Annotated in this window: 20 protein-coding genes; 17 read left to right on the forward strand and 3 right to left on the reverse strand. The window is 72.9% G+C overall.

The window, feature by feature from the left end; genetic code table 11:
• Positions 1-140: 140 nt before the first annotated feature.
• The 5 genes from LG324_RS06440 (at position 141) to LG324_RS06460 (ending at position 5,284) form a co-directional block, all read left to right on the forward strand.
• Complete coding sequence (locus tag LG324_RS06440; protein WP_030528913.1) at positions 141-389, forward strand: hypothetical protein; 249 nt, start codon at positions 141-143, stop codon at positions 387-389.
• Between the two features lie 282 nt (positions 390-671).
• A complete protein-coding gene (locus LG324_RS06445) occupies positions 672-2,150 on the forward strand; it encodes an MFS transporter (RefSeq protein ID WP_404352582.1) in 1,479 nt (492 codons plus the stop codon).
• A 14-nt stretch (positions 2,151-2,164) separates the two neighbouring features.
• Positions 2,165-2,707, forward strand: coding sequence for a universal stress protein (locus LG324_RS06450; RefSeq protein ID WP_404352583.1), 543 nt, complete (start codon positions 2,165-2,167; stop codon positions 2,705-2,707).
• Positions 2,708-2,807: 100 nt separating this feature from the next.
• The gene (gene glmU, locus LG324_RS06455) at positions 2,808-4,283 is read left to right on the forward strand and encodes a bifunctional UDP-N-acetylglucosamine diphosphorylase/glucosamine-1-phosphate N-acetyltransferase GlmU (RefSeq protein ID WP_404352584.1); all 1,476 of its coding nucleotides are present in this window, start codon (positions 2,808-2,810) and stop codon (positions 4,281-4,283) included.
• A 56-nt stretch (positions 4,284-4,339) separates the two neighbouring features.
• Positions 4,340-5,284: a ribose-phosphate diphosphokinase gene (locus tag LG324_RS06460; protein WP_404353129.1), complete on the forward strand. Its 945-nt coding sequence runs from the start codon at positions 4,340-4,342 to the stop codon at positions 5,282-5,284.
• A 26-nt stretch (positions 5,285-5,310) separates the two neighbouring features.
• Here LG324_RS06460 and LG324_RS06465 read toward each other — a convergent pair whose 3' ends face one another.
• Positions 5,311-5,868, reverse strand: coding sequence for a CGNR zinc finger domain-containing protein (locus tag LG324_RS06465; protein ID WP_030528908.1), 558 nt, complete (start codon positions 5,866-5,868; stop codon positions 5,311-5,313).
• A 107-nt stretch (positions 5,869-5,975) separates the two neighbouring features.
• Here LG324_RS06465 and LG324_RS06470 point away from each other — a divergent pair, with 107 nt between their 5' ends.
• From LG324_RS06470 to LG324_RS06515, 10 genes are all read left to right on the forward strand, one after another.
• A complete protein-coding gene (locus LG324_RS06470; protein WP_404352585.1) occupies positions 5,976-6,947 on the forward strand; it encodes an EamA family transporter in 972 nt (323 codons plus the stop codon).
• A gap of 203 nt (positions 6,948-7,150) precedes the next feature.
• Complete coding sequence (locus LG324_RS06475; protein ID WP_404352586.1) at positions 7,151-7,831, forward strand: 50S ribosomal protein L25/general stress protein Ctc; 681 nt, start codon at positions 7,151-7,153, stop codon at positions 7,829-7,831.
• A gap of 86 nt (positions 7,832-7,917) precedes the next feature.
• Positions 7,918-8,520 carry an aminoacyl-tRNA hydrolase gene (gene pth / locus LG324_RS06480; RefSeq protein ID WP_404352587.1) on the forward strand — a complete coding sequence of 201 codons (603 nt, stop codon included), beginning with the start codon at positions 7,918-7,920 and terminating at the stop codon, positions 8,518-8,520.
• Positions 8,521-8,790: 270 nt separating this feature from the next.
• Positions 8,791-10,278, forward strand: a complete 1,488-nt coding sequence (locus tag LG324_RS06485; RefSeq protein ID WP_404352588.1) for a sugar transferase — start codon at positions 8,791-8,793, stop codon at positions 10,276-10,278.
• The gene (locus tag LG324_RS06490) at positions 10,278-11,063 is read left to right on the forward strand and encodes a 3'(2'),5'-bisphosphate nucleotidase CysQ (protein WP_404352590.1); all 786 of its coding nucleotides are present in this window, start codon (positions 10,278-10,280) and stop codon (positions 11,061-11,063) included. The genes LG324_RS06485 and LG324_RS06490 overlap by 1 nt, the downstream gene beginning before the upstream one ends.
• On the forward strand, positions 11,060-11,965 hold the full coding sequence (cysD, locus tag LG324_RS06495) for a sulfate adenylyltransferase subunit CysD (RefSeq protein WP_404352591.1): 906 nt from the start codon (positions 11,060-11,062) through the stop codon (positions 11,963-11,965). The genes LG324_RS06490 and cysD overlap by 4 nt, the downstream gene beginning before the upstream one ends.
• A complete protein-coding gene (locus LG324_RS06500) occupies positions 11,965-13,221 on the forward strand; it encodes a sulfate adenylyltransferase subunit 1 (protein ID WP_404352593.1) in 1,257 nt (418 codons plus the stop codon). The genes cysD and LG324_RS06500 overlap by 1 nt, the downstream gene beginning before the upstream one ends.
• Positions 13,222-13,441: 220 nt before the next feature.
• Positions 13,442-17,599, forward strand: coding sequence for a PKD domain-containing protein (locus LG324_RS06505; protein WP_404352594.1), 4,158 nt, complete (start codon positions 13,442-13,444; stop codon positions 17,597-17,599).
• Between the two features lie 199 nt (positions 17,600-17,798).
• A complete protein-coding gene (locus LG324_RS06510; RefSeq protein ID WP_404352595.1) occupies positions 17,799-19,232 on the forward strand; it encodes a hypothetical protein in 1,434 nt (477 codons plus the stop codon).
• A complete protein-coding gene (locus tag LG324_RS06515) occupies positions 19,229-20,089 on the forward strand; it encodes a sulfotransferase family protein (RefSeq protein ID WP_404352596.1) in 861 nt (286 codons plus the stop codon). Before LG324_RS06510 ends, LG324_RS06515 begins: the two co-directional genes overlap by 4 nt.
• A gap of 25 nt (positions 20,090-20,114) precedes the next feature.
• Here the strand turns inward: LG324_RS06515 and LG324_RS06520 are convergent, their stop codons facing one another.
• Both LG324_RS06520 and LG324_RS06525 read right to left on the reverse strand, forming a co-directional pair.
• Positions 20,115-20,975: a sulfotransferase gene (locus LG324_RS06520; protein WP_404352597.1), complete on the reverse strand. Its 861-nt coding sequence runs from the start codon at positions 20,973-20,975 to the stop codon at positions 20,115-20,117.
• A gap of 123 nt (positions 20,976-21,098) precedes the next feature.
• A complete protein-coding gene (locus LG324_RS06525) occupies positions 21,099-22,379 on the reverse strand; it encodes a glycosyltransferase family 4 protein (protein WP_404352598.1) in 1,281 nt (426 codons plus the stop codon).
• A 370-nt stretch (positions 22,380-22,749) separates the two neighbouring features.
• Here LG324_RS06525 and LG324_RS06530 point away from each other — a divergent pair, with 370 nt between their 5' ends.
• Positions 22,750-24,252 carry an O-antigen ligase family protein gene (locus tag LG324_RS06530; protein WP_404352599.1) on the forward strand — a complete coding sequence of 501 codons (1,503 nt, stop codon included), beginning with the start codon at positions 22,750-22,752 and terminating at the stop codon, positions 24,250-24,252.
• Between the two features lie 43 nt (positions 24,253-24,295).
• Entirely contained in the window at positions 24,296-25,831 is a 1,536-nt protein-coding gene (locus LG324_RS06535; RefSeq protein ID WP_404352601.1) for a flippase, read from the forward strand.
• Positions 25,832-25,951 lie beyond the last annotated feature (120 nt).

Below are 25,951 nucleotides of genomic sequence, written 5' to 3' on the forward strand. Positions count from 1 at the left end.
ATCGGGGGCGAGCAGGAACGGCGCCCGGGACGGGGTCGGCCATCCGGCCAGAAATCGTCGAACATTCGGCTCGGATCTTCCCGAAACCCTCGCCAACCGGGCAAGATCGTGCTAACCGCACCGAGCCGGAGGAGCAGGGCATGACGATGGACACGATCACCTCGGCCCTGCGCTGGACCTTCTGGTCCCTCGTGTACCTCGCGGCCGCCCTCGTCGCGATGATCGTCTCCCTCGGCATGGCGGGCCCGTACCTCCCCCTTCCCCTGCGCTTCGCGCTCCTCGGCGTGTTCTACGTGGGCATCGCCCTCGACGTGCGCCACAAGCTCCGTGGTGGGCGCGACGGCGCGCCCTCCGACGGCGAGCCGGTCCGGGTGACCCGCCGCCGCTGACAGCTCGACCCCGCGACGCCGCGCCCCGACCAGACGGCACCCCCTGCACCGCCGCTCGTCGGGGCGCGGTCATGTCCGCGCCCGGTGACCCATGATATTCGTCATGGGTCCGCAAAGCGACTGAGGCGCAGCCAGATCCCGTGCGCACCGCAGCCCCACCGGCGGGCCCCGCCGGGTCTACGTTGCAGGGATGCCCGGCTCCCTCGCCGTCCGGCTTCCCGTGGGGAGGACGACGTCGTCCGGGTTAGTAGCACTGCCCGGACGCACCAGGAGGGACGTGACGTGACGGCGACGGAGTCGACGCAGACGCAGGAGAAGCCGGTCAAGAGCCTCATCCCGGCCCGGATGCACGACATGCCGTGGGTGAAGTTCCACTGGCTCGTGATCTTCGGCCTCGGGACGGCGTGGATCCTCGACGGGCTCGAGGCGCAGATCGTCGCCGCGGGAGGTTTCGAGAAGACGCTCGACATGTCGGCGGCCGACGTCGGCCTGGCCGGCACGGTCTACCTCGTGGGGCAGGTGGTCGGGGCCGTGCTGTTCGGCCGCCTCACCGACTCCTGGGGGCGCAAGCGGCTGTTCACGCTGACCCTGGCGCTCTACCTCGTCGCCGCGGCGGCCGCCGGTCTCGCGCCGAACATGACGCTCTTCCTCGTCTTCCGCTTCATCTCCGGGATGGGCATCGGCGGCGAGTACTCGGCGGTCAACTCCGCCGTCGACGAGCTGATCCCGGGGCGCTTCCGCGGCCGGGTCGACCTCGCGATCAACGGCACCTACTGGGCCGGCGCGGCGATCGGCGCGTTCGCCTCGACGATCCTCCTCGACACCGACCGCTTCGGCCAGGACGTCGGCTGGCGCATCGCGTTCTTCATCGGCCCGGTGCTCGGCCTCGGCATCATCTACCTGCGCCGCCACATCCCCGAGAGCCCGCGGTGGATGGTGACGCACGGCCGGACGGAGCAGGCCGAGAAGGTCGTCGGCGACCTCGAGGACGAGGTGCGCGCGGCGGGCAAGGAGCTGCCGCACCACTCGGACGACGACGCGATGTGGATCAAGGCGCGCGAGGGGCTGACGTTCAAGCAGCTGCGCTACGTCTTCTTCCACATGTACCCGACGCGCACGGCGCTCGGCGCGACGCTGATGATCACGCAGAGCTTCCTCTACAACGCGATCTTCTTCACCTACGCGCTCGTCCTGCAGAACTTCTACGACAAGACCCCGTCGCAGGCGGCGCTCTACTTCTTCCCCTTCGCGATCGGCAACCTCCTCGGGCCGCTGCTCCTCGGGCCCCTGTTCGACACGATCGGGCGCCGGCGGATGATCACCGGCTGCTACGCCTTCGCGGGTGTCGTGCTGGCGATCTCGGCCTGGCTGTTCCAGCAGGACGCCATCGGGGCCGGCGTGCACACCGCGTTCTGGTGCGTGGCCTTCTTCTTCGCCTCGGCCGGTGCGTCGGCGGGGTACCTCACGGTGTCCGAGATCTTCCCGCTCGAGGTCCGCGGCCAGGCGATCTCGTACTTCTTCGCCATCGCGCAGGTCTTCGGCTCGATCGGGCCGGTCTTCTACGGCTGGCTCATCGGCGACGGGAAGGACCGCACGCCGATGTTCTGGGGCTACATGATCGCGACGGGCATCATGCTCGTCGGCGCGCTCGTGGCCCACGTGTGGGGCGTGGACGCCGAGAACAAGAGCCTCGAGGAGATCGCGCCGCCGCTCACGAGCTACGACGAGCAGGGCAACGAGACCATCAAGCTGCCGGTGTGATCGGAGGGCCTGGGATGACCGAGCACGTGTACACCGTCATCGTCGGGGTCAGCCCGCGGTCGAGCTCGCCGACCGCCCTGCGCTGGGCCCACAAGCAGGCCCGCGCGCACGGCGGGAGGGTCGTCGCCGTGCGGGCCTGGCGCACCCCCAACCCGCAGGCCACCCCCTCCGGGACCACCGCCTCCCGCGTGGCGAGCGTCACCGACACCGAGCACGACGCGATGGCGCGCCTCGCCGCCGACGTCGGCTCCGTGCTCGGCGAGGGCCACGACGTCGACGTCCGCGTCGTGCGCGGCGACCGGCGCAGGGCCCTCCTCGACGCGGCCGAAAACGCGGACCTGCTCGTCGTCGACGCGCCCCGCTCGCTCGCGTCCGCGCCGCTGTTCGCCCACCGGCTCGTCTACGCCGCGCCCTGCCCGGTGGTCGTCATGCCCCCGCGCATCTCGGGTGAGCCGCAGACCGGGCTGGAGCGCGCCGGCTGGGCCGCGGTCCGGGCGGCCGGGAGCGCCGGCCGGCCGGGTCTCGGCACCTCGCGCGCCGACCGGGGCCGGGGCTGAGGGACCGGCGGGCCGGGTCACCCTGGCGGGCGGGGTCCCTCCCGCCCGGCGGTAGCATGGCGCCCGGCCCGTGGCACCGACCTCACCTGGAGCACAGCGCGTGAACGCGACTCGACCGGCCGCCGTCATCGTCCTCGCCGCAGGCGAGGGGACGCGGATGAAGTCCTCGACCCCCAAGGTCCTCCACCGCATCGGGGGCACGACCCTCCTCGGGCACGCCGTCCGGGCGGCGCGGGCCACCGCCGCCGAGCACGTGTCGGTCGTCGTGCGCCACGAGCGCGACCGGGTCGTCGAGTTCTGCTCCGGCTTCGACGCCGGGCTCCTCATCGCCGACCAGGACGACGTCAAGGGCACCGGCCGGGCGGTCGAGTGCGGGCTCGAGGTCCTGCCCGCCGACCTCGACGGCACCGTGCTCGTCACCTACGGGGACGTGCCGCTGCTCACCGGCGAGACGCTCGTCGCCCTCACCGAGGCGCACACGTCCTCGGGCAGCGCGGTGTCCGTCATCACGGCCCACCTCGAGGACCCCACCGGCTACGGCCGCATCGTCCGCGACGCCGACGGACACGTCGCGCGCATCGTCGAGCACAAGGACGCGAGCGAGGCCGAGCGCGCCCTCACCGAGATCAACTCGGGCATCTACGCCTTCGACGCCGCGCTGCTGCGCGAGGCGCTCGCGCAGGTCGGCACCGACAACGCGCAGGGCGAGAAGTACCTGACCGACGTTGTGCAGATCGCCCACGAGGCCGGCCGCGTCGTCAGCGCGCACGTCGTCGACGACCCGTGGCAGACCGAGGGCGTCAACGACCGCGTCCAGCTGGCCGAGCTCGGGCGGGTCCTCAACCGCCGGGTCTGCGAGCGGCACATGCGCGCCGGCGTGACGATCGTCGACCCGGCGACCACGTGGGTCGACGTCGACGTGACGATCGGCCGGGACGCGACGATCCTGCCGGGCACGCAGCTGCTCGGCGCGACGAGCATCGGCGCCGGCTCCGTCATCGGCCCGGAGGTCACGCTCACCGACACCGAGGTGGGGGAGGGGGCCGAGGTCACCCGCGCCGTCGCGAACCTCGCCGTCGTCGGCGACGGCGCCACGGTCGGCCCGTACTCCTACCTGCGGCCCGGGACGCGCCTCGGGGCGCACGGCAAGATCGGCGGCTTCGTCGAGACGAAGAACGCCGACATCGGCGAGGGGGCCAAGGTCCCCCACCTCACCTACGCCGGCGACGTGACGATCGGCGAGGGCGCGAACATCGGCGCCGGCACGATCTTCGCCAACTACGACGGCGTCGCCAAGCACCACACGACGATCGGGGCGCACAGCTTCGTCGGCTCGCAGTCGGTCGTCGTCAGCCCGGTGCACGTCGCCGACGGGGCCTACGTCGCGGCGGGCAGCGCGCTGACCGGGGACGTCGCGCCGGGGCAGATCGCCGTGGCCCGGGGGCGCCAGCGCAACGTCGACGGATGGGTCGAGCGCGCCCGCGCCGGCACCCGCACCGCGCAGGCCGCCGCGCGCGCCCGCGCCGCCGAGCAGAGCACGGACACCGACCCCACCCCGGAGGGCCCCACCTCGTGAGCAGCAGCAACCGTCCCCCCTCGGCCAACATCCGCAAGCGGCCGAAGAAGCAGCTCATGGTCTTCTCGGGCCGGGCCAACCCCGGCCTGGCGCAGGAGGTCGCCGCGCAGCTCGGCACCGAGCTCGTGCCGACGAGCGCGTACGACTTCGCGAACGGCGAGATCTACGTGCGCTTCGAGGAGTCGGTGCGCGGCTCGGACGCCTTCGTCATTCAGAGCCACACGAGCCCGATCAACGAGAACATCATGGAGCACCTGCTCATGGTGGACGCGCTCAAGCGGGCCAGCGCCAAGCGCATCACGGTCGTCATGCCGTTCTACGGCTACGCCCGCCAGGACAAGAAGCACCGTGGCCGTGAGCCGATCAGCGCGCGCCTCGTCGCCGACATGTTCCGCACGGCCGGTGCCGACCGCCTCATCTGCGTCGACCTCCACACCGACCAGATCCAGGGCTTCTTCGACGGCCCCGTCGACCACCTCATGGCCATCCCCGTGCTCTCGGAGTACGTGGCGCGCAGGTACGGCGACGAGGACCTCGCGGTCGTCTCGCCGGACGCCGGCCGCATCAAGGTCGCCGAACAGTGGTCCAAGCGGCTCGGCGGCGCGCCGCTGGCCTTCATCCACAAGACGCGCGACATCAACCGGCCGAACGAGACCGTCGCCAACCGCGTCGTCGGTGACGTGCGCGGCCGGGTCTGCGTCCTCGTCGACGACATGATCGACACCGGCGGCACCATCACCAAGGCCGCCGACGCGCTGATGGCCGACGGCGCCAAGGACGTCGTCATCGCCGCGACGCACGCGATCCTCTCGGAGCCGGCGGTCGAGCGCCTCGAGGCGTGCGCGGCCCGCGAGGTCATCGTGACCAACACGCTGCCCATCGCGCCCGAGAAGGAGTTCGAGGGGCTGACGACGCTCTCGATCGCGCCGCTCATCAGCGCCGCGGTCAAGGAGGTCTTCGAGGACGGCTCGGTCACGAGCCTCTTCGGCGGCCGCGCCTGAGCCTCCCCCCGCGGGCGCCGGCCGGGTCAGGACCCGGCGGCCGCCCGGCGGGCACGGTAGGCGGCGACGTTGGCGCGGGTGCCGCACGTGCCGTCGCAGAACTTGCGCGACCGGTTGCGCGAGAGGTCGACGTAGACGTCGTCGCAGTCGTCGGCCGAGCAGACCGCGAGCCGTTCGCGCTCGTCGGCGCGGATGACGTCGACCATCGCCATCGCGAGCTCGACGGCGACGCGCTCGGCGAACGGGGCGTCGTCGTCGGTCGCGTGGACGTGCCAGCCCTGGCCGTCGTGCTCGACGAGCCGGGGCGTCGCGCCGGCGTCGGCGAGCAGGGCGTTGACCTCGGTGACCTGCTCGGCGAGCGGGGCGGTCCACAGCCGCTCGATGCGGGCCCGGACGCGGTGGAGGGCGCCGACCTCGTCGGGGCCGTCGGGCCGGCCGCCGCTCCACTGCCACGCGTCCATCCACGCGAGGACGGCCGCGACGTCCGGCAGGTCCTCGTCCTCGCTCGACCCGTGCCCGGGTGCGGTGTTGACCAGGGCCGCCGCGTGCCGCAGCACGAGGTCCGTGTCATGGGTGAAAACCATCTTGACTCCTGACAGGTCGCGGCCCTACTGTCAGGTGCAACATAGCAGTTGACTCCTGACATCCCGGTGGGCGCCGGGCGAGGGGTCCGGGCGCAGGAGGCAGCGGGATGGTCGAGGCGGTCCGTCGGCACGTCGGGGTCGGGCTCGTCGCGCTGCTCCTCTCGAGCGCCGCGTTCGGCACGTCGGGGCCGTTCGCGAAGTCGCTCATCGGGGCCGGCTGGTCGCCGGGGGCCGTCGTGCTGCTGCGCATCGCCGGGGCCGCGGTGCTCCTCCTGCCCGTCGGGCTGTGGCAGGTGCGTCACCGGCTCCGCGAGGTGCGGCGCGAGCTCCCCCTCGTCGGCGCCTACGGCTGCCTCGCGGTGGCCGCCGCCCAGCTGGGCTACTTCCAGGCCGTCGAGCGGCTGGCCGTCGGCGTCGCCCTGCTCATCGAGTACCTCGGCATCGTCCTCGTCGTCCTGTGGGTCTGGCTCCTCACCCGGCGGGCGCCGCACCGGCTCACCGGTCTCGGCATCGTCCTGGCCCTCACCGGGCTGGCGCTCGTCCTCGACGTCACCGGGCAGCGGACGCCCGACCTCGTCGGCGTCGCGTGGGGCCTGCTCGCGGCGGCCGGGCTCGCCGGGCACTACGTCCTCGCCGCGCGCGAAACGACGCTGCCCCCGTTCACCTTCGCCGCCCTCGGCCTCTCGGCCGGCGCGGTCGTGCTCGCCGTCCTCGGCGGCACGGGCGTGCTCCCGATGAAGGTGGGAGCCGGACGCGTCGACGTCGCCGGCGCGAGCGTGCCGGCGTGGGTCGCCCTCGCCGAGCTCGTCGTCGTGGCCGCGGCCGTCGCCTACGTCCTCGGTGTGCTCGGGGCACGCCACCTCGGTTCGACCCTCGCCTCGTTCGTCGGCCTCACCGAGGTGCTCTTCGCCGTGCTCTTCGCGTGGCTCGTCCTCGGCGAGCTGCCCGGTCCGTGGCAGCTCGTCGGTGGTCTCGTCGTGCTCGCCGGGGTCGCCGCGGTGCGCGTCGGGGAGCGGCGGCAGGAGGAGGCGGGGCGGGGCCGGGACGCCGATTTCGACCTACCCACTCCCGTCGCCTAGACTCTCGGGGTTGCCTCGGCGAGGGACGTCGCACCGGACGCAGTGGTCCGGCCGGGCCGCAGGGCCCGCGACCTCCGTGATCGACGCTGGCGGTGCGCAGACCCCCCTGGGGTGGTCCGCGGGCCGTTCGCGCGCCGGTCCGGTGCCACGCCCCGCGTCGAGGACGCACCGTTCAGCTTCCCGATCCACCCCAGGAGTACCCGATGTCCGACGTCACGAAGCTCGTCGCCGAGCAGCGCACCCAGTTCGGCAAGGGCGCGGCCCGCAAGATCCGCCGCGACCACAAGATCCCCGCCGTCATGTACGGCCACGGCACCGAGCCGGTCCACATCACCCTGCCGGGCCACGAGTCGATGCTCGCGCTCAAGCACACCAACGCCCTCCTGACGCTCGTCATCGACGGCAAGGAGCACCTCGCGCTCGCCAAGGACGTGCAGCGCGACCCGATCAAGCCGGTCATCGAGCACGTCGACCTCGTCGTCGTCCGCCGCGGCGAGAAGGTCACCGTCGAGGTCGCCGTCCACGTCGAGGGCGAGGCCGCGCCGGAGACCGTCGTCACCACCGTCATGGGCACGGTCGAGCTCGAGGTCGAGGCCACGAACATCCCCGAGAGCGTCGTCCACTCCGTCGAGGGCGCCCAGGTCGGCACCCAGGTCCTCGCGAGCGACCTGACCCTCCCGGCCGGCGCCACGCTGGTCACCGACCCCGAGGCCCTCGTCGTCAACGTCACCGCCCAGGTGACGGCCGAGGAGCTCGAGGCCGAGCTCGAGGAGGCCGAGGCCGAGGCCGGCATCGAGCGCGAGGAGTCCGAGGACGAGGCCGCCGAGAGCGCCGAGTCCTCCGACGACGAGTCCGCCGAGGGCGAGGGCTCCGACGAGTCCTGAGCTCCGCTCGCACGTCCCGCACGGGGCCCGGTCCGCACGGACCGGGCCCCGTCGGCGTCCGCGGCGCGGATGGCAGAATCGACCCCGTGACGGACACCGGACCCTGGCTCGTCGTCGGACTCGGCAACCCCGGTCCGCGCTACGCGGGCAACCGCCACAACGTCGGCGCGATGGTGGTCGAGGAGCTGGCCCGCCGCTCGGGCGACACCCTGCGCACCCACAAGGCGCGCGCCACCGCCGCCCAGGTGCGCCTCGGCACCGGCCCGGGCGGGGTGCCCGGTCCGTCGGCCGTCGTCGCCGTCCCGTCGTGCTACATGAACGAGTCCGGCGGCCCGGTCAAGGCGCTGCTGTCGTTCTTCTCCGTGCCCGCCGAGCGGCTCGTCGTGGTGCACGACGAGCTCGACATCGACGCCGGGTCCGTGCGGCTGAAACGCGGTGGGGGAGAAGGCGGTCACAACGGGCTGCGGTCGATCTCGTCGTCGCTCGGCACCAAGGACTACCACCGCGTCAGGGTGGGCATCGGCCGTCCGCCGGGACGGATGGACCCCGCCGACTTCGTGCTGCGTGACTTCTCGCCGACGGAGCGCAAGGAGCTGCCGTTCCTCCTCGACGACGCCGCCGACGCCGTCGAGCAGCTCGTCACGCTCGGGCTGCTCGAGGCCCAGCAGCGGGTCCACGCGCCGCGCTGACCCGCCGCGGAGGGCGCCCGTCCCGGATCAGGGTTTCGTCAAGTTCCGGTCAGTGAACTTTCACGAAACGTCTGCGGGGGGTCCGGGGCAAGCGCTAGAGTCCACCCCAGACGTCACGACCGGAAGCAGGGCCGGCCGCGACGTGAGGAACGACGAAGGTGGCTGTCCGGTAGCAGGGGCCGACGCCATCGTCGCTCTTCGAATCACGTTCGATTTGCAGGGGTCGACGGTTCGATGAGCATTGCTCAGGAAACTCATGGACGTTCCTCGGTGTCACCGACGCGCGTCCCACACATTGATCTGGCCTCTTTCGGCCACGCCCAGGTCAGGGCCGGTCTGGCCTCCTGGGAGAAGAAGCACCGCCGGGCCGTCATCGCGGTCGACGCGCTGGCCGCGCTGTGCGGCGTCGTCGTCGGCCTCCTCGGCCGGAACGCGCTGCTCGGCTCGGGGCAGACCATCCCGGGGCAGGTGGAGTCCGCACGGCTGACGCTCGTCGTCGTCGCGCTCGCCTGGCTCCTGGTGCTCGCACACAACGGTGCCTACGCCACGCGCTACGTCGGGGCCGGCACCGAGGAGTACCGCGCGGTGACCCGCTCGGCGGTGGGGCTCGTGGCCCTCGTGGCCTTCGCGTCCTTCGCCCTCCAGCTGGAGTTCTCGCGCGGCACGCTGTTCCTCTCCGTCCCGGTGATGACCGCCACGACTCTCGTGGGGCGCTACGCCCTGAGGCGCCGGCTGGCGCGTGCTCGCCTCCAGGGGCGCAGCCTGCGCCCCACAGTCGTCGTCGGCGACGCCCGAGCCGCGCTCGAGGTCGCGCACCGCATCGAGCAGGACCCGATGACGACGGGGATGAAGGTCCTCGGGGTCTGCGTGCCGGACCCGCAGGACCACGCGCTGCGGCACGACCGCGGTGTGGCCGTCCTCGGCACCGAGGCCGACGCGCTGAGCGTCGTCGACCGGCTCGGTGCGAGCGCCGTCGCGGTCGCGAGCAGCCCGACGATGTCCGGCCACGCGCTGCGGCGCCTGGGCTGGGCCCTCGAGCAGCGCGACGTCGACCTCCTCGTCGCCCCCGGCGTCGTCGAGGTCGCCGGGCCGCGCCTCACGATGCGCCGCGCGGCGGGTCTACCGATGTTGCACGTCGAGCGCCCGGTCCAGAGCGGCTGGCGCTACACGACCAAGCTGGCGGCCGACCGCATCCTCGGCGCCCTCGCGCTCCTCGCGCTGTCGCCCGTCCTCATCACCCTCGCGGTGATGGTGCGCCGTGACTCGCCCGGCCCGGCGTTCTTCCGGCAGGAGCGCGTCGGCGAGGGAGGTCGCGTCTTCTCGATGTACAAGTTCCGCACGATGGTCGTCGACGCCGACCGTCACCTGGCGGGCCTCGAGATGCTCAGCGACGGCAACGGCGTGCTCTTCAAGATGCGCACCGACCCCCGCGTGACCAAGGTCGGCACGCTGCTGCGCCGCTTCTCGCTCGACGAGCTGCCGCAGCTGATCAACGTCGTCCGCGGCGAGATGTCGCTGGTCGGGCCCCGCCCGCCGCTGCGCGACGAGGTCGACCGCTACGAGAGTGACGCCGTGCGCCGCCTCCGCGTCCGGCCCGGCATGACCGGCCTGTGGCAGGTCTCCGGACGCAGCGACCTCTCGTGGGTCGACTCGGTGCGTCTCGACCTCTGGTACGTCGACAACTGGTCGCTCGCGCTCGACGCGCAGATCCTCGTCCGCACGGCCAAGGCCGTCCTCGAGGGTCGGGGGGCCTACTGATGCCGGCCACGGTGGCCGGGACCGAGTCGGAGTCCGACCACGCGCTGGCCCGCGGGCTGGCCGAGCGGGCCGGCCGGCTGCTGCTGGACCTGCGCGAGGGCTGGTCCGGCGAGGCCGCGGACCTGCGCGCCGAGGGCGACCGGCGCTCCAACGAGCTGCTGCTCGAGGAGCTGCGCATCCTGCGCCCCCAGGACGGCGTCCTCAGCGAGGAGAGCCCCGACGGCGCGGCGCGGCTGGCCGCCGAGCGGGTGTGGATCGTCGACCCGCTCGACGGCACCCGCGAGTTCGGTGAGGTGCCGCGTGACGACTGGGCGGTGCACGTGGCGCTCTGGGAGGCCGACCGGCTCGTCGCCGGAGCGGTGGCGCGGCCGGCCCGCGGGGACGTCCTCGCGACCGACGCGCCGCCCGTCGTCCCCGAGCGCGCTGCCGGGCGGCTGCGCCTCGCGGTGAGCCGTTCGCGCCCGCCGGCGTTCGTGACGCGGCTGGCGGAGCACCTGGACGCCGAGCTCGTCCCGATGGGGTCGGCCGGCATCAAGGCCACCGCCGTCGTCGACGGTGTGGTCGACGCGTACGTCCACGCCGGTGGGCAGTACGAGTGGGACTCCGCGGCACCGGTCGCCGTCGCGGAGGCGGCCGGGTTGCACACGAGCCGCATCGACGGCTCGGCCCTCACTTACAACCGCGAGGACCCCCTCCTCCCGGACCTCGTCATAGCTCGTCCCGAGGTGGCAACGACGCTGCTGGACGCCATCCGCACCATCGAGAAGGACCAGCCCGCGTCATGAGCAGCCAGTACCAGCTGAGCCACCTCCAGGCCCTCGAGGCCGAGGCGATCTACATCATCCGGGAGGTCGTCGCCGAGTTCGAGCGACCCGTCCTCCTCTTCTCCGGGGGCAAGGACTCCATCGTCATGCTGCGGCTCGCCGAGCGGGCCTTCCGCCCGGCCCGCATCCCCTTCTCGGTCCTCCACGTCGACACCGGGCACAACTTCCCCGAGGTCCTCGAGTACCGCGACCGGCGGGTGCGTGAGCTCGGCGTCAACCTCGTCGTCGCGTCGGTGCAGGAGGCCGTCGACAACGGGTCGGTCACCGAGCCGCCGGACGGCACCCGCAACCGGATCCAGACCCCGGTCCTCCTCGACGCGCTCGACAAGGGCGGCTACACCGCCGTCTTCGGCGGCGCCCGTCGTGACGAGGACAAGGCCCGGGCCAAGGAGCGGATCTTCTCCTTCCGCGACGACTTCGGTCAGTGGGACCCGAAGAACCAGCGCCCGGAGCTGTGGAACCTCTTCAACAGCCGGATCCACCCGGGCGAGAGCATCCGGGTCTTCCCGCTCTCGAACTGGACCGAGCTGGACATCTGGCACTACATCGAGCAGGACGGCATCGACCTGCCGTCGATCTACTTCGCGCACGAGCGTGACGTCGTCGACCGCGGCGGGATGCTCTACGCCGTCAACGAGTTCATCCGCCCGCGCGACGGCGAGGTCGTCGAGACGCGGCGGGTCCGCTACCGCACGGTCGGTGACGCCAGCCTGACCGCCGCCGTCGAGAGCGACGCCGACACGGTCGCCGCCGTCATCGACGAGGTGGCCTCCACCCGCATCACCGAGCGCGGGGCCACCCGCGGCGACGACAAGTTCAGCGAGTCCTCCATGGAGGACCGCAAGCGCGAGGGGTACTTCTGATGGACATCCTCCGGTTCGCGACCGCCGGGTCGGTCGACGACGGCAAGAGCACCCTCATCGGGCGCCTGCTCTACGACACCAAGACGGTCTTCCAGGACCAGATCGACGCCGTCGAGCGCGTCAGCCGGGAGCGCGGCGAGGACTACACCAACCTCGCGCTGCTGACCGACGGTCTGCGCGCCGAGCGCGAGCAGGGCATCACGATCGACGTCGCCTACCGCTACTTCGCTTCTCCCAAGCGGAAGTTCATCATCGCGGACACCCCGGGCCACATCCAGTACACCCGCAACATGGTGACCGGCGCCTCGACCGCCGACCTCGCGCTGGTCCTCGTCGACGCCCGCAAGGGCCTCGTCGAGCAGAGCCGGCGCCACGCGTTCCTCGCGACGCTGCTGCAGGTGCCGCACCTCGTCCTCGTCGTCAACAAGATGGACCTGGTCGGCTACTCGCAGGAGGTTTTCGAGCGGCTGCGCGAGGAGTTCGTCGGCTTCGCGACCAAGCTGCGGGTGCCGGACCTCGAGGTCATCCCCGTGTCGGCGCTCCGCGGCGACAACGTGGTGGAGCGCTCCGAGAACATGCCCTGGTACACGGGCGCCAGCCTGCTGCACCACCTCGAGAACGTCCACGTGGCGAGCGACCGCAACCTCATCGACACCCGCTTCCCGGTGCAGTACGTCATCCGGCCGCAGTCGGACGCCTACCACGACTACCGCGGCTACGCCGGGCAGGTCGCGGGCGGCGTCCTCAAGAAGGGCGACGACGTCATGGTGCTGCCCTCCGGCTTCACCTCGCGCATCGCCTCCGTCGAGACCGCCGACGGCGAGGTCGACGAGGCCTACCCGCCGATGTCGGTCACGGTCCGGCTCGAGGACGAGATCGACATCTCGCGCGGCGACATGCTGTGCCGCCCGCACAACATGCCGACCGTCACCCAGGACATCGACGCGATGGTCTGCTGGATGGACGAGACCGCACCCTTCCAGGTCGGCCGCAAGTACTCGATCAAGCACACGACCCGCACGGCGCGCGCCGTCGTCCGGGATCTCCAGTACCGCCTCGACGTGAACACGCTTCACCGCGACGAGGAGGCGACCGGCCTCTCGCTCAACGAGATCGGTCGAGTTCGGCTGCGCACCACCGTCCCGCTCATGTGTGACGACTACGGGCGCAACCGCAGCACGGGGGGCTTCGTCCTCGTCGACGAGGGCACCAACCGCACCGTTGCCGCGGGGATGATCGCCGATGCCAACCGCTGACCGCGGTCGGCGAGCGGGCGTCTCCCCCGAGCAGCACCAGGACCACCGGGCGCAGGGCCCGACGGAGCCGCCGAGGCGGCAGCACGAAAGCAGGAACCAAGCCATGAGACTGCGATCCTTGGTGGTGACCGTCGCACTGACGCTGGCGACGGGTGTGATCGCCAGCAGCACGCCGGCGCAGGCGACCCCGGACGCTTCGCCGCCGTCCACGCCCCGGGCCATGCCGTCCGAGATCCCCTCCGCGACCACCCCGGGCATCACCGTGGGCAGCAAGGCCATGTCGTTCGCCGAGGTCGGCGACAAGGTCTTCGCGGCCGGGACCTTCACCGAGGTCGGCGGCCAGGCCCGCTCCGGCGTCGCGGCGTTCGACCGCAAGACCGGCGCGCTCGACCCGACCTTCAACCCGACCATCCTCGGCCAGGTCTACGCGGTCACCCCGGGCCCGACGGACACGACGATCTACGTGGCCGGCATCGTGCGCAACGTCAACGGCACGCCACTGAACAAGGTGGCCCTCCTCGACGCGACGACCGGGGACCCGGTGGCGGGCTTCAAGCCCCCGACGATCGACCAGGCCGTCCAGGACCTCAAGTACCGGGCGGGCAACCTCTACATCGCCGGTGACTTCACCTCGATCGGGGGCCAGCAGCGGCTCGGCCTCGCGAGCCTCAACCCGACGACGGGTGCCCTGACCGACGCGCTGCGCGTCGACGTCACCGAGCACCACAACACCGACCCGACCCAGGTGCAGAAGGCGGTCGGCGCCAAGTCGATCGACATCACCAAGGACGGCAGCCGGCTCGTCGCCATCGGCAACTTCCGCAAGGCCAACGGCCTCGACCGTGACCAGGTCGTGCAGGTCAACCTCACCGGGACCTCGTCGTCGATCGACCAGTGGCAGACCAACGGCTACAAGCCGCTCTGCTACAACTTCGCGAACGACTGGACCGTCCGCACCGTCTCGCTCTCGCCCGACGGCAGCTACTTCGTCATCGGCTCCGGTGGCGGCGGTGGCCCCGCGCTCGGCACGCTCTGCGACACCGCCGTCAAGTGGAAGACCCAGAACCCCGTCTCCGACGCCAAGCCCGAGTGGGTCTCGGCGGCCGGTGGCGACACCATCTGGGCCGTCGCGGTCACCGACTACGCGGTCTTCGTCGGCGGTCACCAGCGCTGGATGAACAACACGCTCGGCAACGACTACGCCGCCCCCGGGGCGGTGCCGCGCTCGGGCATCTCCGCGGTCGACCCGCTCTCGGGCGTCCCGATGAAGTGGAACCCCGGCCGCGTGCCGCGCGGGACCGCCGTCTTCGGCCTGCTCGCCGCGCGTGACGGCATCTGGCTGGGGTCGGACACCGACTACATCAGCATCAACCCGGCCTACAAGCGCCAGAAGATGGCCTTCTTCCCCTTCCAGGGCGGTTACACGGCCACGGCCACGACCACGCCGACGCTCCCCGCGACGGTCTACGACGGCCGCGGTGGCCAGGGGTCGGCGACGAACGTCCTCTACCGCGTCAACGCGGGTGGCCCGGCCGTCGGATCCGGTGACTCCGGGCCCGACTGGACCGCGGACGACGGCGCCGACAGCGCCTACCGCAACTCCGGCAGCAACGCCGCCGGCTGGTCCCCCGCCGCCACCTACGACTCCACGGTGCCCTCGAGCGTGCCGAGCGCGCTGTTCGACACCGAGCGCTGGGACCCCAACGGGGACCCGGAGATGCAGTGGGCCTTCCCGGTGACCGCCGGTGTCCCGGTGTCGGTCAACGTCTACTTCGCCAACCGGTGCAGCTGCACCTCCGCGGCGGGGCAGCGCGCGTTCGACATGTCGATCGACGGCACCCTGAAGCTCGACGACCTGGACCTCTCCGGCCAGGCGGGCAACAACGTCGCCACGAAGCGCTCGTTCGCCATCACGAGCGACGGCGTCGTCAACATCGACTTCACCCACGTCGTCGAGAACCCGCTCGTCAACGCGATCGAGATCGTCCGCACCGACACGACCCCGGGCCCGGTGCAGACCGACGCCCTCGCGTCGTGGCGCTTCGACGGCACCACCGCCGGGCCCGAGAACCTCACGGCCTCCGGCATCGACTGGACGACCGTGCGCGGCGCCTTCACCGTCGGTGACAAGCTGTTCTACGGCACCGGCAGCACGCTGATGACGGCCTCGTTCGACGGCCGCACCATCGGCACCCCGAGCGCGGTCAACCCGTACCACGACCCGAAGTGGATGAACTGGCCCAACGGGAGCGGCGGCACCTACGACGGCAACACGCCGAACTTCTACGGCGAGCTGTCCTCGGTCCGCGGCATGTTCTACGCGGACGGCAAGGTGTACTACGCGAACGGCGGCACCGCGCTGCGGTCCGTGCCGTTCTCGCCCGACAGCGGCATCGTCGGTCCGGTCACCTCGCCCGTCTCCTCGACGATGAGCTTCGCGGATGTCGGTGGGATGTTCGTCGCCGGCGGAAAGCTCTACTTCGTCAAGCGCAGCACCGGCGACCTCTGGTCGGTCGACTGGACGGGCACGACGACCTCCGGGTCGGAGACCCGTGTCGACGGGCCGAGCACCGGCGGGCGCAACTGGAACGGCCGCGCGCTGTTCCTCGGCAACCCGCTCGCGAACAAGCTGCCGACGGCGGCGTTCACCTCGACCTGTGCCGGCCTCACCTGCACGTTCGACGGCTCGGGCTCGTCCGACCCGGACGGGTTCGTGACCGACTGGGCGTGGACCTTCGGCGACGGCAGCACGGCCACCGGGCAGACCGTCGAGCACACGTACTCGGCAGCGGGCACGCAGAGCGTGACCCTCACCGTCACCGACAACGCCGGTGACACCGCCACGAGGACGAGGACGGTCGAGCCCGTCGAGGTGCCGGCCGGGACGGGCTACATCGCCCGCTCCGCGACGACCGACGCCGCGTCGACGACCAAGTCGCTCCAGGTGCCGGCGGAGGCGCGCTCCGGCGACACCCTGCTCCTGCACTGGGTGGGTGACCCGGCCTCCGCGCCGGCCGACCCGTCCGGATGGACCCGGGTGCGGGGCGAGAGCATCGGCAGCTCGCTCGCGGCCATCGTCTGGACCCGGCAGGCCGGGGCGTCCGACGCGGGCACGACGGTGTCGCTGACCCAGCCGGTCGCCCGCCGGACGACCGTCCAGATGCTCGTGTACCGCGGGTACGGCGGCGTCGAGTCCTCGGAGACGACGACCGACTCGGGGACCGCGACGCACCTCACCCCGCCGGTCACGGTGACGAGCGGCGACTACGTCGTGTCGTTCTTCGCCGACCGGTCCACGACGACCGACTCGTGGACCGCCGGCGCGGGACAGCTGGCCCGTGGTGCGGTGCTCGGCACCTCGACGACGCGGTACTCGACCTTCGTGTCCGACGCCGGGGCACCGTCCTCGGACGGCACGGCCGGTGGAGCCACCGCGACCGTCAACGCCCCGTCGCTCAAGGGCATCGGGATGAGTGTCGTGCTCATGCCGCAGGGCGCGGCTCCGCCGAACCAGGCCCCGGTGGCCTCGTTCACGTCCTCGTGCACCGGCCTGACGTGCTCGTTCGACGCCTCGGCGTCCAGCGACCCCGACGGCTCCGTGGCGAGCTACGCGTGGGACCTCGGTGACGGCTCCACCGCCACCGGTGCCACCGCGGAGCGGACCTACACCTCGGGCGGCACGAAGTCCGTCACCCTCACGGTGACCGACGACAAGGGCAGCTCGGCCCAGGTGACCCAGCCGGTGGCGCCGGTGGCGCCGCCGGCGGGCACCGGGTTCGTGGCCCGGACCGCGACGAACGACGCGGGGACGACCACCAAGTCCCTCGCGGTGCCGTCGGAGGCCCAGGCGGGCGACACGCTGCTCGTCCACTGGGTCGGCGACCCGGCGTCGAGGCCGGCCGACCCGGCCGGGTGGACCCAGGTCCGCAGCGTCGACATCGGGACGGCCCTGTCGTCGATCGTGTGGACCAAGCAGGCGGACTCCGCCGACGCGGGGACCACGGTCACGCTGACCCAGCCCGTGGCACGCCGCACGACGGCCCAGCTGTTCGTGTACCGCGGGTACGGCGGGGTCGGCGCGTCGGCCTCGAGCACGGACTCGGGCACGGCGACGCACAGCACGCCCTCCCAGGAGGTGCTGGCCGGTGACTACGTCGTGGCGTTCTTCGCGGACCGCTCGACCGGCACCGACACGTGGACGGCGGGCAGCGGGCAGACCGCTCGGGGCTCGGTCGTCGGCACCTCGACGACCCGGTACTCGACCTTCGTGTCCGACGCCGGGGCGCCCTCCTCCGCCGGGACCGACCCCGGGGCGAGCGCGGTCGTCAACGCGGCCTCGCTCAAGGGCATCAACATCAGCGTGGCCCTGCGTCCCTGAGGTCCGACGTGAGCGCCCCGGCCCTCCTGCAGGGGGCCGGGGCGCTCCCACGCCCGAGGTCCGGGAAGGGCCGTGGACCGCTGACGGGGCGACCTATAGTGGGGACTCCGGCACCGCCAGAGGGGTTCTGCACCGTACGCACGCAGCAGGAGGACGCGGTCGACCCACGTCCACGACAAGGACCGAGACCGTCACAGCCATGACCCGCCCCCGCCGGACCGCCGCCCTCGTGGCCGTCCTCGCCCTGCTCGTCGGCCTCGCCGGGTGCACGACCGAGCCGGAGCCGTCGCCGACCCCCGTCCCCGAGTCGACGCACACGTCGACGCCGCTCGGGGCCAAGTGGGTGTGGAGCGACTTCGACCGGCTCCGGCCCGTGCTCGGCGAGCTCCGGGGTGGCCACACCTACGTCGAGGTCGTCCTCTGCGACGTGCAGCCGACCCGCGGACGGTTCGACTGGTCGGTGCCCGACTCCTTCGTCCAGCGGGCCCGCGGCATCGGGGTGGGCAGCCTCGTCAAGCTGCGCACCGGTCGGTGCTGGGCGACGCCCGGCCCCGCGAGGTACGAACGGGGACAGGGCGTCACGGAGTCGGCGATGCCGGGGGACATGGCGGTGTACACGGACTTCGTGGAGCGCGCGGTCCGGCGCTACTCGGCGCTCGGGGTCACGGAGTTCGCCGTCGAGAACGAGGTCAACAGCCCGAGCTTCTGGGACGGGACGCCGGAGGACTACGCGGTGCTCGCGCGGGCGGCGGCCACGGCGGTGCACGCGGCGGACCCGGACGCGCTCGTCGTCGACGGCGCCGTGAGCAGCGCCGGGGCGGGGTACGCCCTCGCCGCGTCGCTCCTCGCCGCCGGGCGTGACGCGGAGGCGGTGGCGAGCTACCGGACGTACTACGCGCGCCGGTTCGGGACCCGAGGGGGCGAGGCGGCCATTGACGACGTCACGACGGTCGCGGGCCTGCGGGCCGAGCTGGCCCGTCCGGGACCGGCCTCGATGGTGCGGTTCACCGACACCATCGACGGACTGTTCCGCGAGGGCGTCTTCCAGGTGCGCCAGGTCCACTTCTACGAGTCGTGGCAGGCCCTGCCCGCGGTGCTCGCCTCCGTCCGCTCACGCACCCCCGCGGGCGTGCCCGTCGAGCTGTGGGAGCTCGGCATCTACGACGAGAACCGGTCACCGGACGCCGCGGTGCGCACCGCCGAGGTGGTCAAGTCGACCGTCATCGCCCTGCGCGCCGGGGTGCGCAAGGTCCTCTGGCTGCCGTTCCTCGACAACCCGGACGGCCGCCTCGGGCAGAACCTGCACGGGCTCGTCACGGCCTCGGGCGACGTGCGCGGCGCCTTCAGCGCCTTCGCGCTCATCTCGCGCGCCGCGGCCGACGGCGCCCCGGTGGGGACCGTCCGGCGCCCCGGCCTCGCGGGGGCGACCTTCGGGGCCGAGCGGCCCACGGTCGTCGCTTGGGCCACCGCCGGCCGGGTGCGTCTGCCGTCCGTCCCGGACACGACCGGTGAGGTCCTCGACGGTGACGCCGCCGTCGGGGCCACCGGCCCCGCGGCGACCGTCGTCACCGCCCAGCCCGTCCTCATCACCACCACCGGCCCCGCGTCAGCCCTCGAGGAGATCACCCAGTGAGCGACCCCGCGCCCAGCACCCCGCCGACCGGCGGCCCGTCCGTGGACCCGACCCGGCTCGTGTTCGTCGGGGGGTTGCACCGCAGCGGCACGACGCCCTTCGCCCGCATCCTCGGGCAGCACCCCGACGTGAGCGGCCTCGAGCAGACCGGCGTGATCGAGGACGAGGGGCAGCACCTGCAGTCGGTCTACCCGCCGGGCACCACGTACGGTGGCTCGGGCCACTTCGCGCGTGACCCCCGGGCGCACCTGACGGAGGCGAGCGACCTCGCGACGCCCGCGAACGCGGAGCGGCTCCTCGCCGCCTGGACCCCGTACTGGGACCTGGGCCGCGACCGTCTCGTCGAGAAGTCACCCCCCAACATGACCAAGAGCCGTCTGCTGCAGGCGCTCTTCCCGGGCGCGCGGTTCGTCATGGTCGTGCGGCACCCGGTGACGGTCGCGCTCTCGACGCGCAAGTGGACGCACTTCGTCTCGCGCGACCCCCGCAAGTTCGCGAGCCTCGCCGACCTCGTCGGGCACTGGCTCGTCGCCCACCGCATCCTGCGGGAGGACCTGCCGCACCTCGAGCACGTCCACGTCGTGCGCTACGAGCAGCTCGTCGGGGACCCGCAGGGGACCTTCGAGGCGGTCCGGGACTTCCTCGGCCTGACCGGCCCCATCCCGACCGACACCGTGCGCGGGGCCGCGAGCGACGTCTACGAGCGCGCCTGGGAGTCCTACCGGCGTCCGGTGCGCCCCGGCGGCGTGCAGCGCGCCCTCATCGCCCGTCGCTTCGGTGCGGAGATCGCCGAGTACGGCTACGGCCTCGACGACCTCATGGCGTACGAGCCCGGGCCGGGGACGCACCTCACCTGACGCCGAGGGCGGTGGCCGGCCCGGGTCAGCGGGCGCGGACGCCGTACCCGAACCGGCGCAGACCGGGGAGGCAGAGGGCCGTGACCGCCCAGCGCTGGAGCGTCGGCATGGCCGTGCGCCACTCGTCGTCGCGTCGGACCCGGACGGCTCCCGCGTCGAGCCGGTCGGGGTTGCCCGCGACCGAGTGGGTGGGACGCAGGTGGATGGACGCGCCCTCGACCAGGCCCTCGGGGACCGTCGTGCCGAGCGCCTGCGCGATCCGGGCGAGCTCGGCGGCGGGGTCGTCGACGAAGTCCTCGTAGCGGACCGTCATCCGCCGGTCCTGCGGCCACCACCGCGGGACCATGAGGTTCCAGAGCACCCAGATGACCGAGCTGCGCACGACCGAGATGCGGGGCATCCGCGCGCTGTCGGCGGCGTCGCGCGTGGCCTTGCTCCGGCGCCACGAGAAGGCCGTCGCGCGGGGGTCGCGCACGACGTGCACGAGGAAGACGTCGACCCCCGGCAGGCCGTCGAGCAGGCGCGCGTAGGGCGGCAGCTTCGAGGAGTCCACGACGGCACGCTCGGCGCCCGGCCGGGCCGCGAGGGCGTGGTAGAGGTCGCTGATCACGGGGTCGTCGGGGTGGGGGAGGACCTCGGGGCGGCCGCGCAGCCGGCGCAGCTCCATCGCCGGGACGGACCGGACGCGCAGCCGGGCGTCGATGCGCTCGGCGGTCCCGGCCGCGTCGACTGGCGGCCGGCCCGAGCCGACCTCCGCCATGACGTCCTGCCAGAAAGGGCACTCGGAGAACGGTCGTCCACAGCCGCACAGATGGTTCGCGGCGGCGCCGCGCCCCCAGGTGTAGCGCGCCTCACCGACCGACAGGCAGCCGGGCAGCTGACCCATGACGTTGCTGACGAGGGTGCTGCCGCTGCGGCCGGTGCCCGCGACGAACGCGACGCGGGCACGGACGTCCGACGTGGTGGTCCCGCGGTGCTCCTCGGCCGGCGAGGTGGCGTCGGCGATGGCTCAGCCCTCCGTCGTGGTGTCGGCGCGGCCGCGGGCGGCCGCTCGGCGCGCCTCATCATAGACAGCGGACAGCCCGGCGAGGTGGACCTCACCGGTGAACTCGGCGTCGAACCGGGTGCGCGCGCGGGCCCCCATCGCCCGGCTGCCGTCCGGGTCCGCAGCGAGCTCGTCGAGGACCCTGGCCAGCGCCCCCGGGTCGTTCGGTGGCACCACCCGGCCCTCGACGCCGTCGAGGACGAGCTCCGGCATGCCGCCGAGAGCCGTCGCGACGACCGGGGTCGACGCGGCGAAGGCCTCGAGGATGGTCATCGGCTGGTTCTCGTACCAGCGGGACGGCACGACCATCGCCCGTGAGCGGGCGACGAGCCCGGCCACGGCGGCCTTGTCGAGCCGGCCGTGGAAGCGCACCCGCCCCGGCGCGACGCGGGCCGCGAGCTCCTCGAGGGCGCCGCGGGACGGACCGTCCCCGGCGACGTCGAGCCCGACCTCGAGGGCGGTGGCCCCGAGGGCCTCGACGAGCGTGTCGACCCCCTTCTCGGGCGAGAGGCGCCCGGCGAAGACGAACCGGGCGGGGTCGCCGGTCGCCGGTGGGGTCGGCTCGGGGGGAGCGTCGTCGCCGAGCGAGACGACGTTGGCCAGCGTGACGATGCGCTCCGGGGCCATCCCCGAGCGCAGCATCATCGCGCGCAGGAAGTGGCTCGGGCTGACGAAGCGGTCGACGCCGTCGTAGGCGTGCAGGCGGCGGTGCAGCCCGGACTCGACCGCGAGCACGGCGCTGGCCCCGAGGGAGCCTGACTTGCAGCGCTCCCGCACCGCGTTGAGGGTGCTGCCGCCGACACAGCGCTCGCAGATCTCGCCGTGGCTGAGCATCTGGTAGCTGGGACAGGCCAGCTTGTAGTCGTGCAGCGTCATGACCGACGGGATGCCGCGGGCCCGCACCGGCCGCAGGACCGACGGCGAGAGCTGGTGGTAGACGTTGTGGAAGTGCACGAGGTCGGGGCGGAACCGGTCGAGGGCCCGCGCGAGGCCGCGGCCGCTCGCGGGTGACCACACCATCCGGGCCGAGGCGGCGAGCCCGGCGAGGCCGCCGGGTGCCGGCTCCAGCTCGACGTGCGGCGCGAAGGTGTCGGCGAGGGGGAGCCCGGTCAGGTTCTCCGGGTGGGTCATCCCCCAGAAGTCCACCTCGTAGCCGGCGCCGCGCTGCAGCGCGCCGACGTCGAGCATGTAGCCCTCGGCGCCACCCCGGCGGTAGATGAACTTGTTGACGTGGAGGATGCGCATGGAGGCTGACGACCCCGACTTCCTGTGTGGCGGGCGCCGCGGCGCCCTGCGGGAGCGCCCGCCCCTGCCGGAGGGCGCCACCCGTCATCCTGCAGCCTGTCACGGGCGCGGGCCCGCGCGTCCGGGAACGGCTGAACACGCCCCGAGGACGACGTGGGCGGCACTGCGGCAGCGGGCGTTCCGCCGATCCGGCCCCGGAGCCGGGCGGGGACCGTACAGTAGGCTGCAGTGTGCCGTGCAGGGGCCGCACGGGGAGTCGTCCCGACGACTCCCTTCCTCGCCGCAGCCCGGTGCTCGTTCGTCAGACCGATCGACCCGCGAGACCGGTGAGGCGGCCCAGCCGGGCCGCTCCGCCCGGTGAGGACATGCCGTGACCGTCGAGCTCCCCGCAGCCCTGGGACGCCCGTCGTCGGCGTCCCTGGACCCCACGTGGAACAAGACGGTGACGACCGGCCTCGTCGCGCTCGCGGTCGTGGCGTCCGTGACGAGCGGCTACGGCATCATCGCCGGGTCGAGCCGGCTCGCAGTGCTCCCGCTCGTCGCCGTCGTCGGGATCGCCCTGGTCTTCGTCGCAGTCACCCGGTTCAGCTGGTTCGTCCTCCTGCTCCTCGCCATCCGTGCGAGCACGGACGTCCTCAAGCTGAGCGGCAGCGACGCCGGGACGACGGCTTCGAACACCGTGAGCGCCCGCGGCCTGGACCCCTCGAGCATCATCGGCGTCCTCTTCCTCGTCTTCGCCCTCCTGTGGCTCGCCGCGAGCTTCTACTCCCACGGGTCACGCAGCTTCTCCTCCGTCAGCACGATGCTCGTCGCCCTCCTCGCGGCGGGGGCCTTCAGCGTGCTCGGCTCCAACCACGTCCAGGCGAGCGTGCTCCAGCTGGCCCGGCTCACCTCGGCCGTCATGATGTACCTCGTCCTGGAGCGGCTCATCGTCGACCGCAGGATGCTCCGGCGGGTGCTTGCGGCGTGCTTCCTCGCCCTCGTCGTCCCGCTCGCGTACACGGTCGTCGGCCTGCTCACCGGTGACGCCTCCGCGGAGGTCAAGGGCGGCTTCACCCGCCTCACCGGCACCTTCACGCAGTCCAACGACTACGCGCGCTTCCTCACCTTCCTCCTCCTCCTCGGCGTCGCGGTCCTCCCGTACCTCAGCCGGCGGTCCAGGAGGCTGCTCGCCCCGCTCCTGGCCGTCGCGGGGGTCTTCCTCCTCATGACGCTCACGCTCGGGGCAATCGGTGCCGCGGCCGTCGGCATCGCCCTCGTCGCCCTGCTGCAGCGCCGCTTCGGCCTCCTCGGGCTGCTCGTCTTCGCGGGGGTCGGGGCGCTCGTCGTGGCGCCGGGCCTCCTCGGCCGCCTGACCGAGAGCGCGGCCAGCTCGCAGCTGGGCGGCGGCGCGACCGGCAACTCGCTGTCGTGGCGCCTCGGCTACTGGGCCAGCCTGCTGACGATCAACAAGAACAACCCGATCACCGGCGTCGGGCTCAACGCCACCCAGTACTACACGGACTCGGCCAAGCAGCCGCACAACGACTACCTCCAGGCCTACGTCGAGACGGGCATCGTCGGCCTGCTCGTCTACGTCGGGCTCATCGTCGCGATGCTCGCCGTCACCGCCCGCGCCGTCCGCCGCACCCGTCGGGACACGCTGGAGCGGGGTGTCGCCGTCGGGGCCCTGGTCTGCGTCGTGGTCTTCGCCGTCATGAGCGTGGCGGCCAACGTCATCCAGAGCCTTGCGAACTTCTGGTACGTCCTGGCGATCGTGGCCTGTGCCTCCGCGGCCGGGTCGCTCGCCGCCCGGGACCGGGCGCCGCACGACGCGGACGCCGTGACGGCGGATGCGCCCGTCGGCGCCGAACCGACCCGTGCCCCGGCCTGACGGGGCCGCGCGCCCGGCGACGGCTCCCGCCGGGGACACCCGCGTGACGGGCGCCGGCGGCACCGGCGGTGACGACATCCGGCGGATGGCCCGCGGCGGCGGGCTCAACATCGTCGGGGCGGCCTTCAGCCAGGGGTCGCTCTTCCTCATCATGCTCGTCCTGGCGCTCACGACGTCCGGGGCCGACGTCGGCCGCTACTCGATGTGCTACGCGCTCCTGACGATCCTCACGCTCTTCGCGCTCGGCGGGGTGCGCGCGACCCTGACCCGCTTCGTGGCCATGCGCCTGGCCGACGGCGACCCGGGCGGGGTGCGCGGGACCGTGCGGCTCGGCATGGGTGTGGCCGTCGGCGGCAGCGTCGTCGTCTCCGTCGCGCTGGCGCTGCTCGCCGGGCCGGTCGCCGACCTCCTCCAGGAGCCGGTCCTGCGCGACGGCATCCTCCTCGTCGCCCTCGCGGTGTGTGCCGCGACCGTCCAGGGCGCCGCGCTCGCCGCGACCCAGGGGTGGCGCAGCCAGCGGGCCTTCACGCTCATCGGCCAGGTCCTCGACCCGGGCCTGCGCCTGCTGGGCACCGTGCTCGCCCTCCTCCTCGGGTACGGGCTGACCGGCGCGCTGTGGGCCCTCGTCGTCTCCTCGTGGACCGCCGCCGTGCTCGCCGTCGTCGTCCTCGTCCGGCGCCTGCGCCGCGTCGAGCGGGCGCGACCCACCTACGCACCGCGGCCGATGGCGTCCTTCGCGGTCGTCAGCTGGGGCTCGACCCTCGCGACGACGGGGCTGGTGTGGACCGACACCCTCATCCTCGGGCACCTCGCGTCGGCCGAGGACGTCGGCACCTACACCGTGGCGACGCGGCTCGTCGGCCTCGCGATCTTCGTCCTCAACCCGATCAACTCGGCGTTCGTGCCGTCCGTGGCGCGGCTGCACCACCTCGGGGACCGCGACGGCGTCGACGGCGCCTACGGCGCGGCGAACCGGTGGATCATCCGGCTCTCGGTCCCGGCCTTCATCCTGCTCCTCGTCTTCCCGGCCGACCTGCTCTCGATGTTCAGCGGCGGCTACGCCTCGGCCGCGGCCGTCACCGTGGTGCTCGCCGTCGGGCAGCTGGCGAACGCCGCCGCGGGACCGTGCGGGTCCGTCCTCAACATGACCGGGCTCGTGCGGCTCAGCCTCGCCGACAACGTCGCCGCCCTCGTCATCAACGTGGGGCTCAACCTCGTGCTGATCCCGCGCTTCGGGGTCATCGGGGCGGCGGTCGCGTGGACGACCTCCCTCGTCCTCGTCAACGCGACGAAGTGGCTCCAGGTCCGGCGGATCCTCGGGATCAGGGCCCGGGGGACGGGCACCGGCGCCACCCTCGTGGCCGCGCTCCCGGCGGCGGCCCTCGCCGTGGGGCTCGCGTTCGTGCTCGACGGTCCCGTCGCGGTGCTGCTCGTCGCGGCCCCCGCGGTGGTGCTCGTCTACGTCGCGATCCTCCTGCTCCGGGGGCTCGAGCCCGACGACCGGGCCATGCTCGAGAAGGTGCGGCGCCGCTTCGGACGGCGTTCCCGGGGCCCGTCGACGGACGTGACTGCCGCCTGACAACGGTGTCGTCTCAGGGGTCGCTCAGCGATGAACGTGCAGGTCAGCGCGGTGCGTCCGGGCTTTCGCGGGGGTCCGGACGGTTCGTGTCGTCGGCGAACAAGTATCGAATCGGCAACA

Source organism: Phycicoccus jejuensis (assembly GCF_044797865.1).
GTDB lineage: Bacteria > Actinomycetota > Actinomycetes > Actinomycetales > Dermatophilaceae > Phycicoccus > Phycicoccus jejuensis.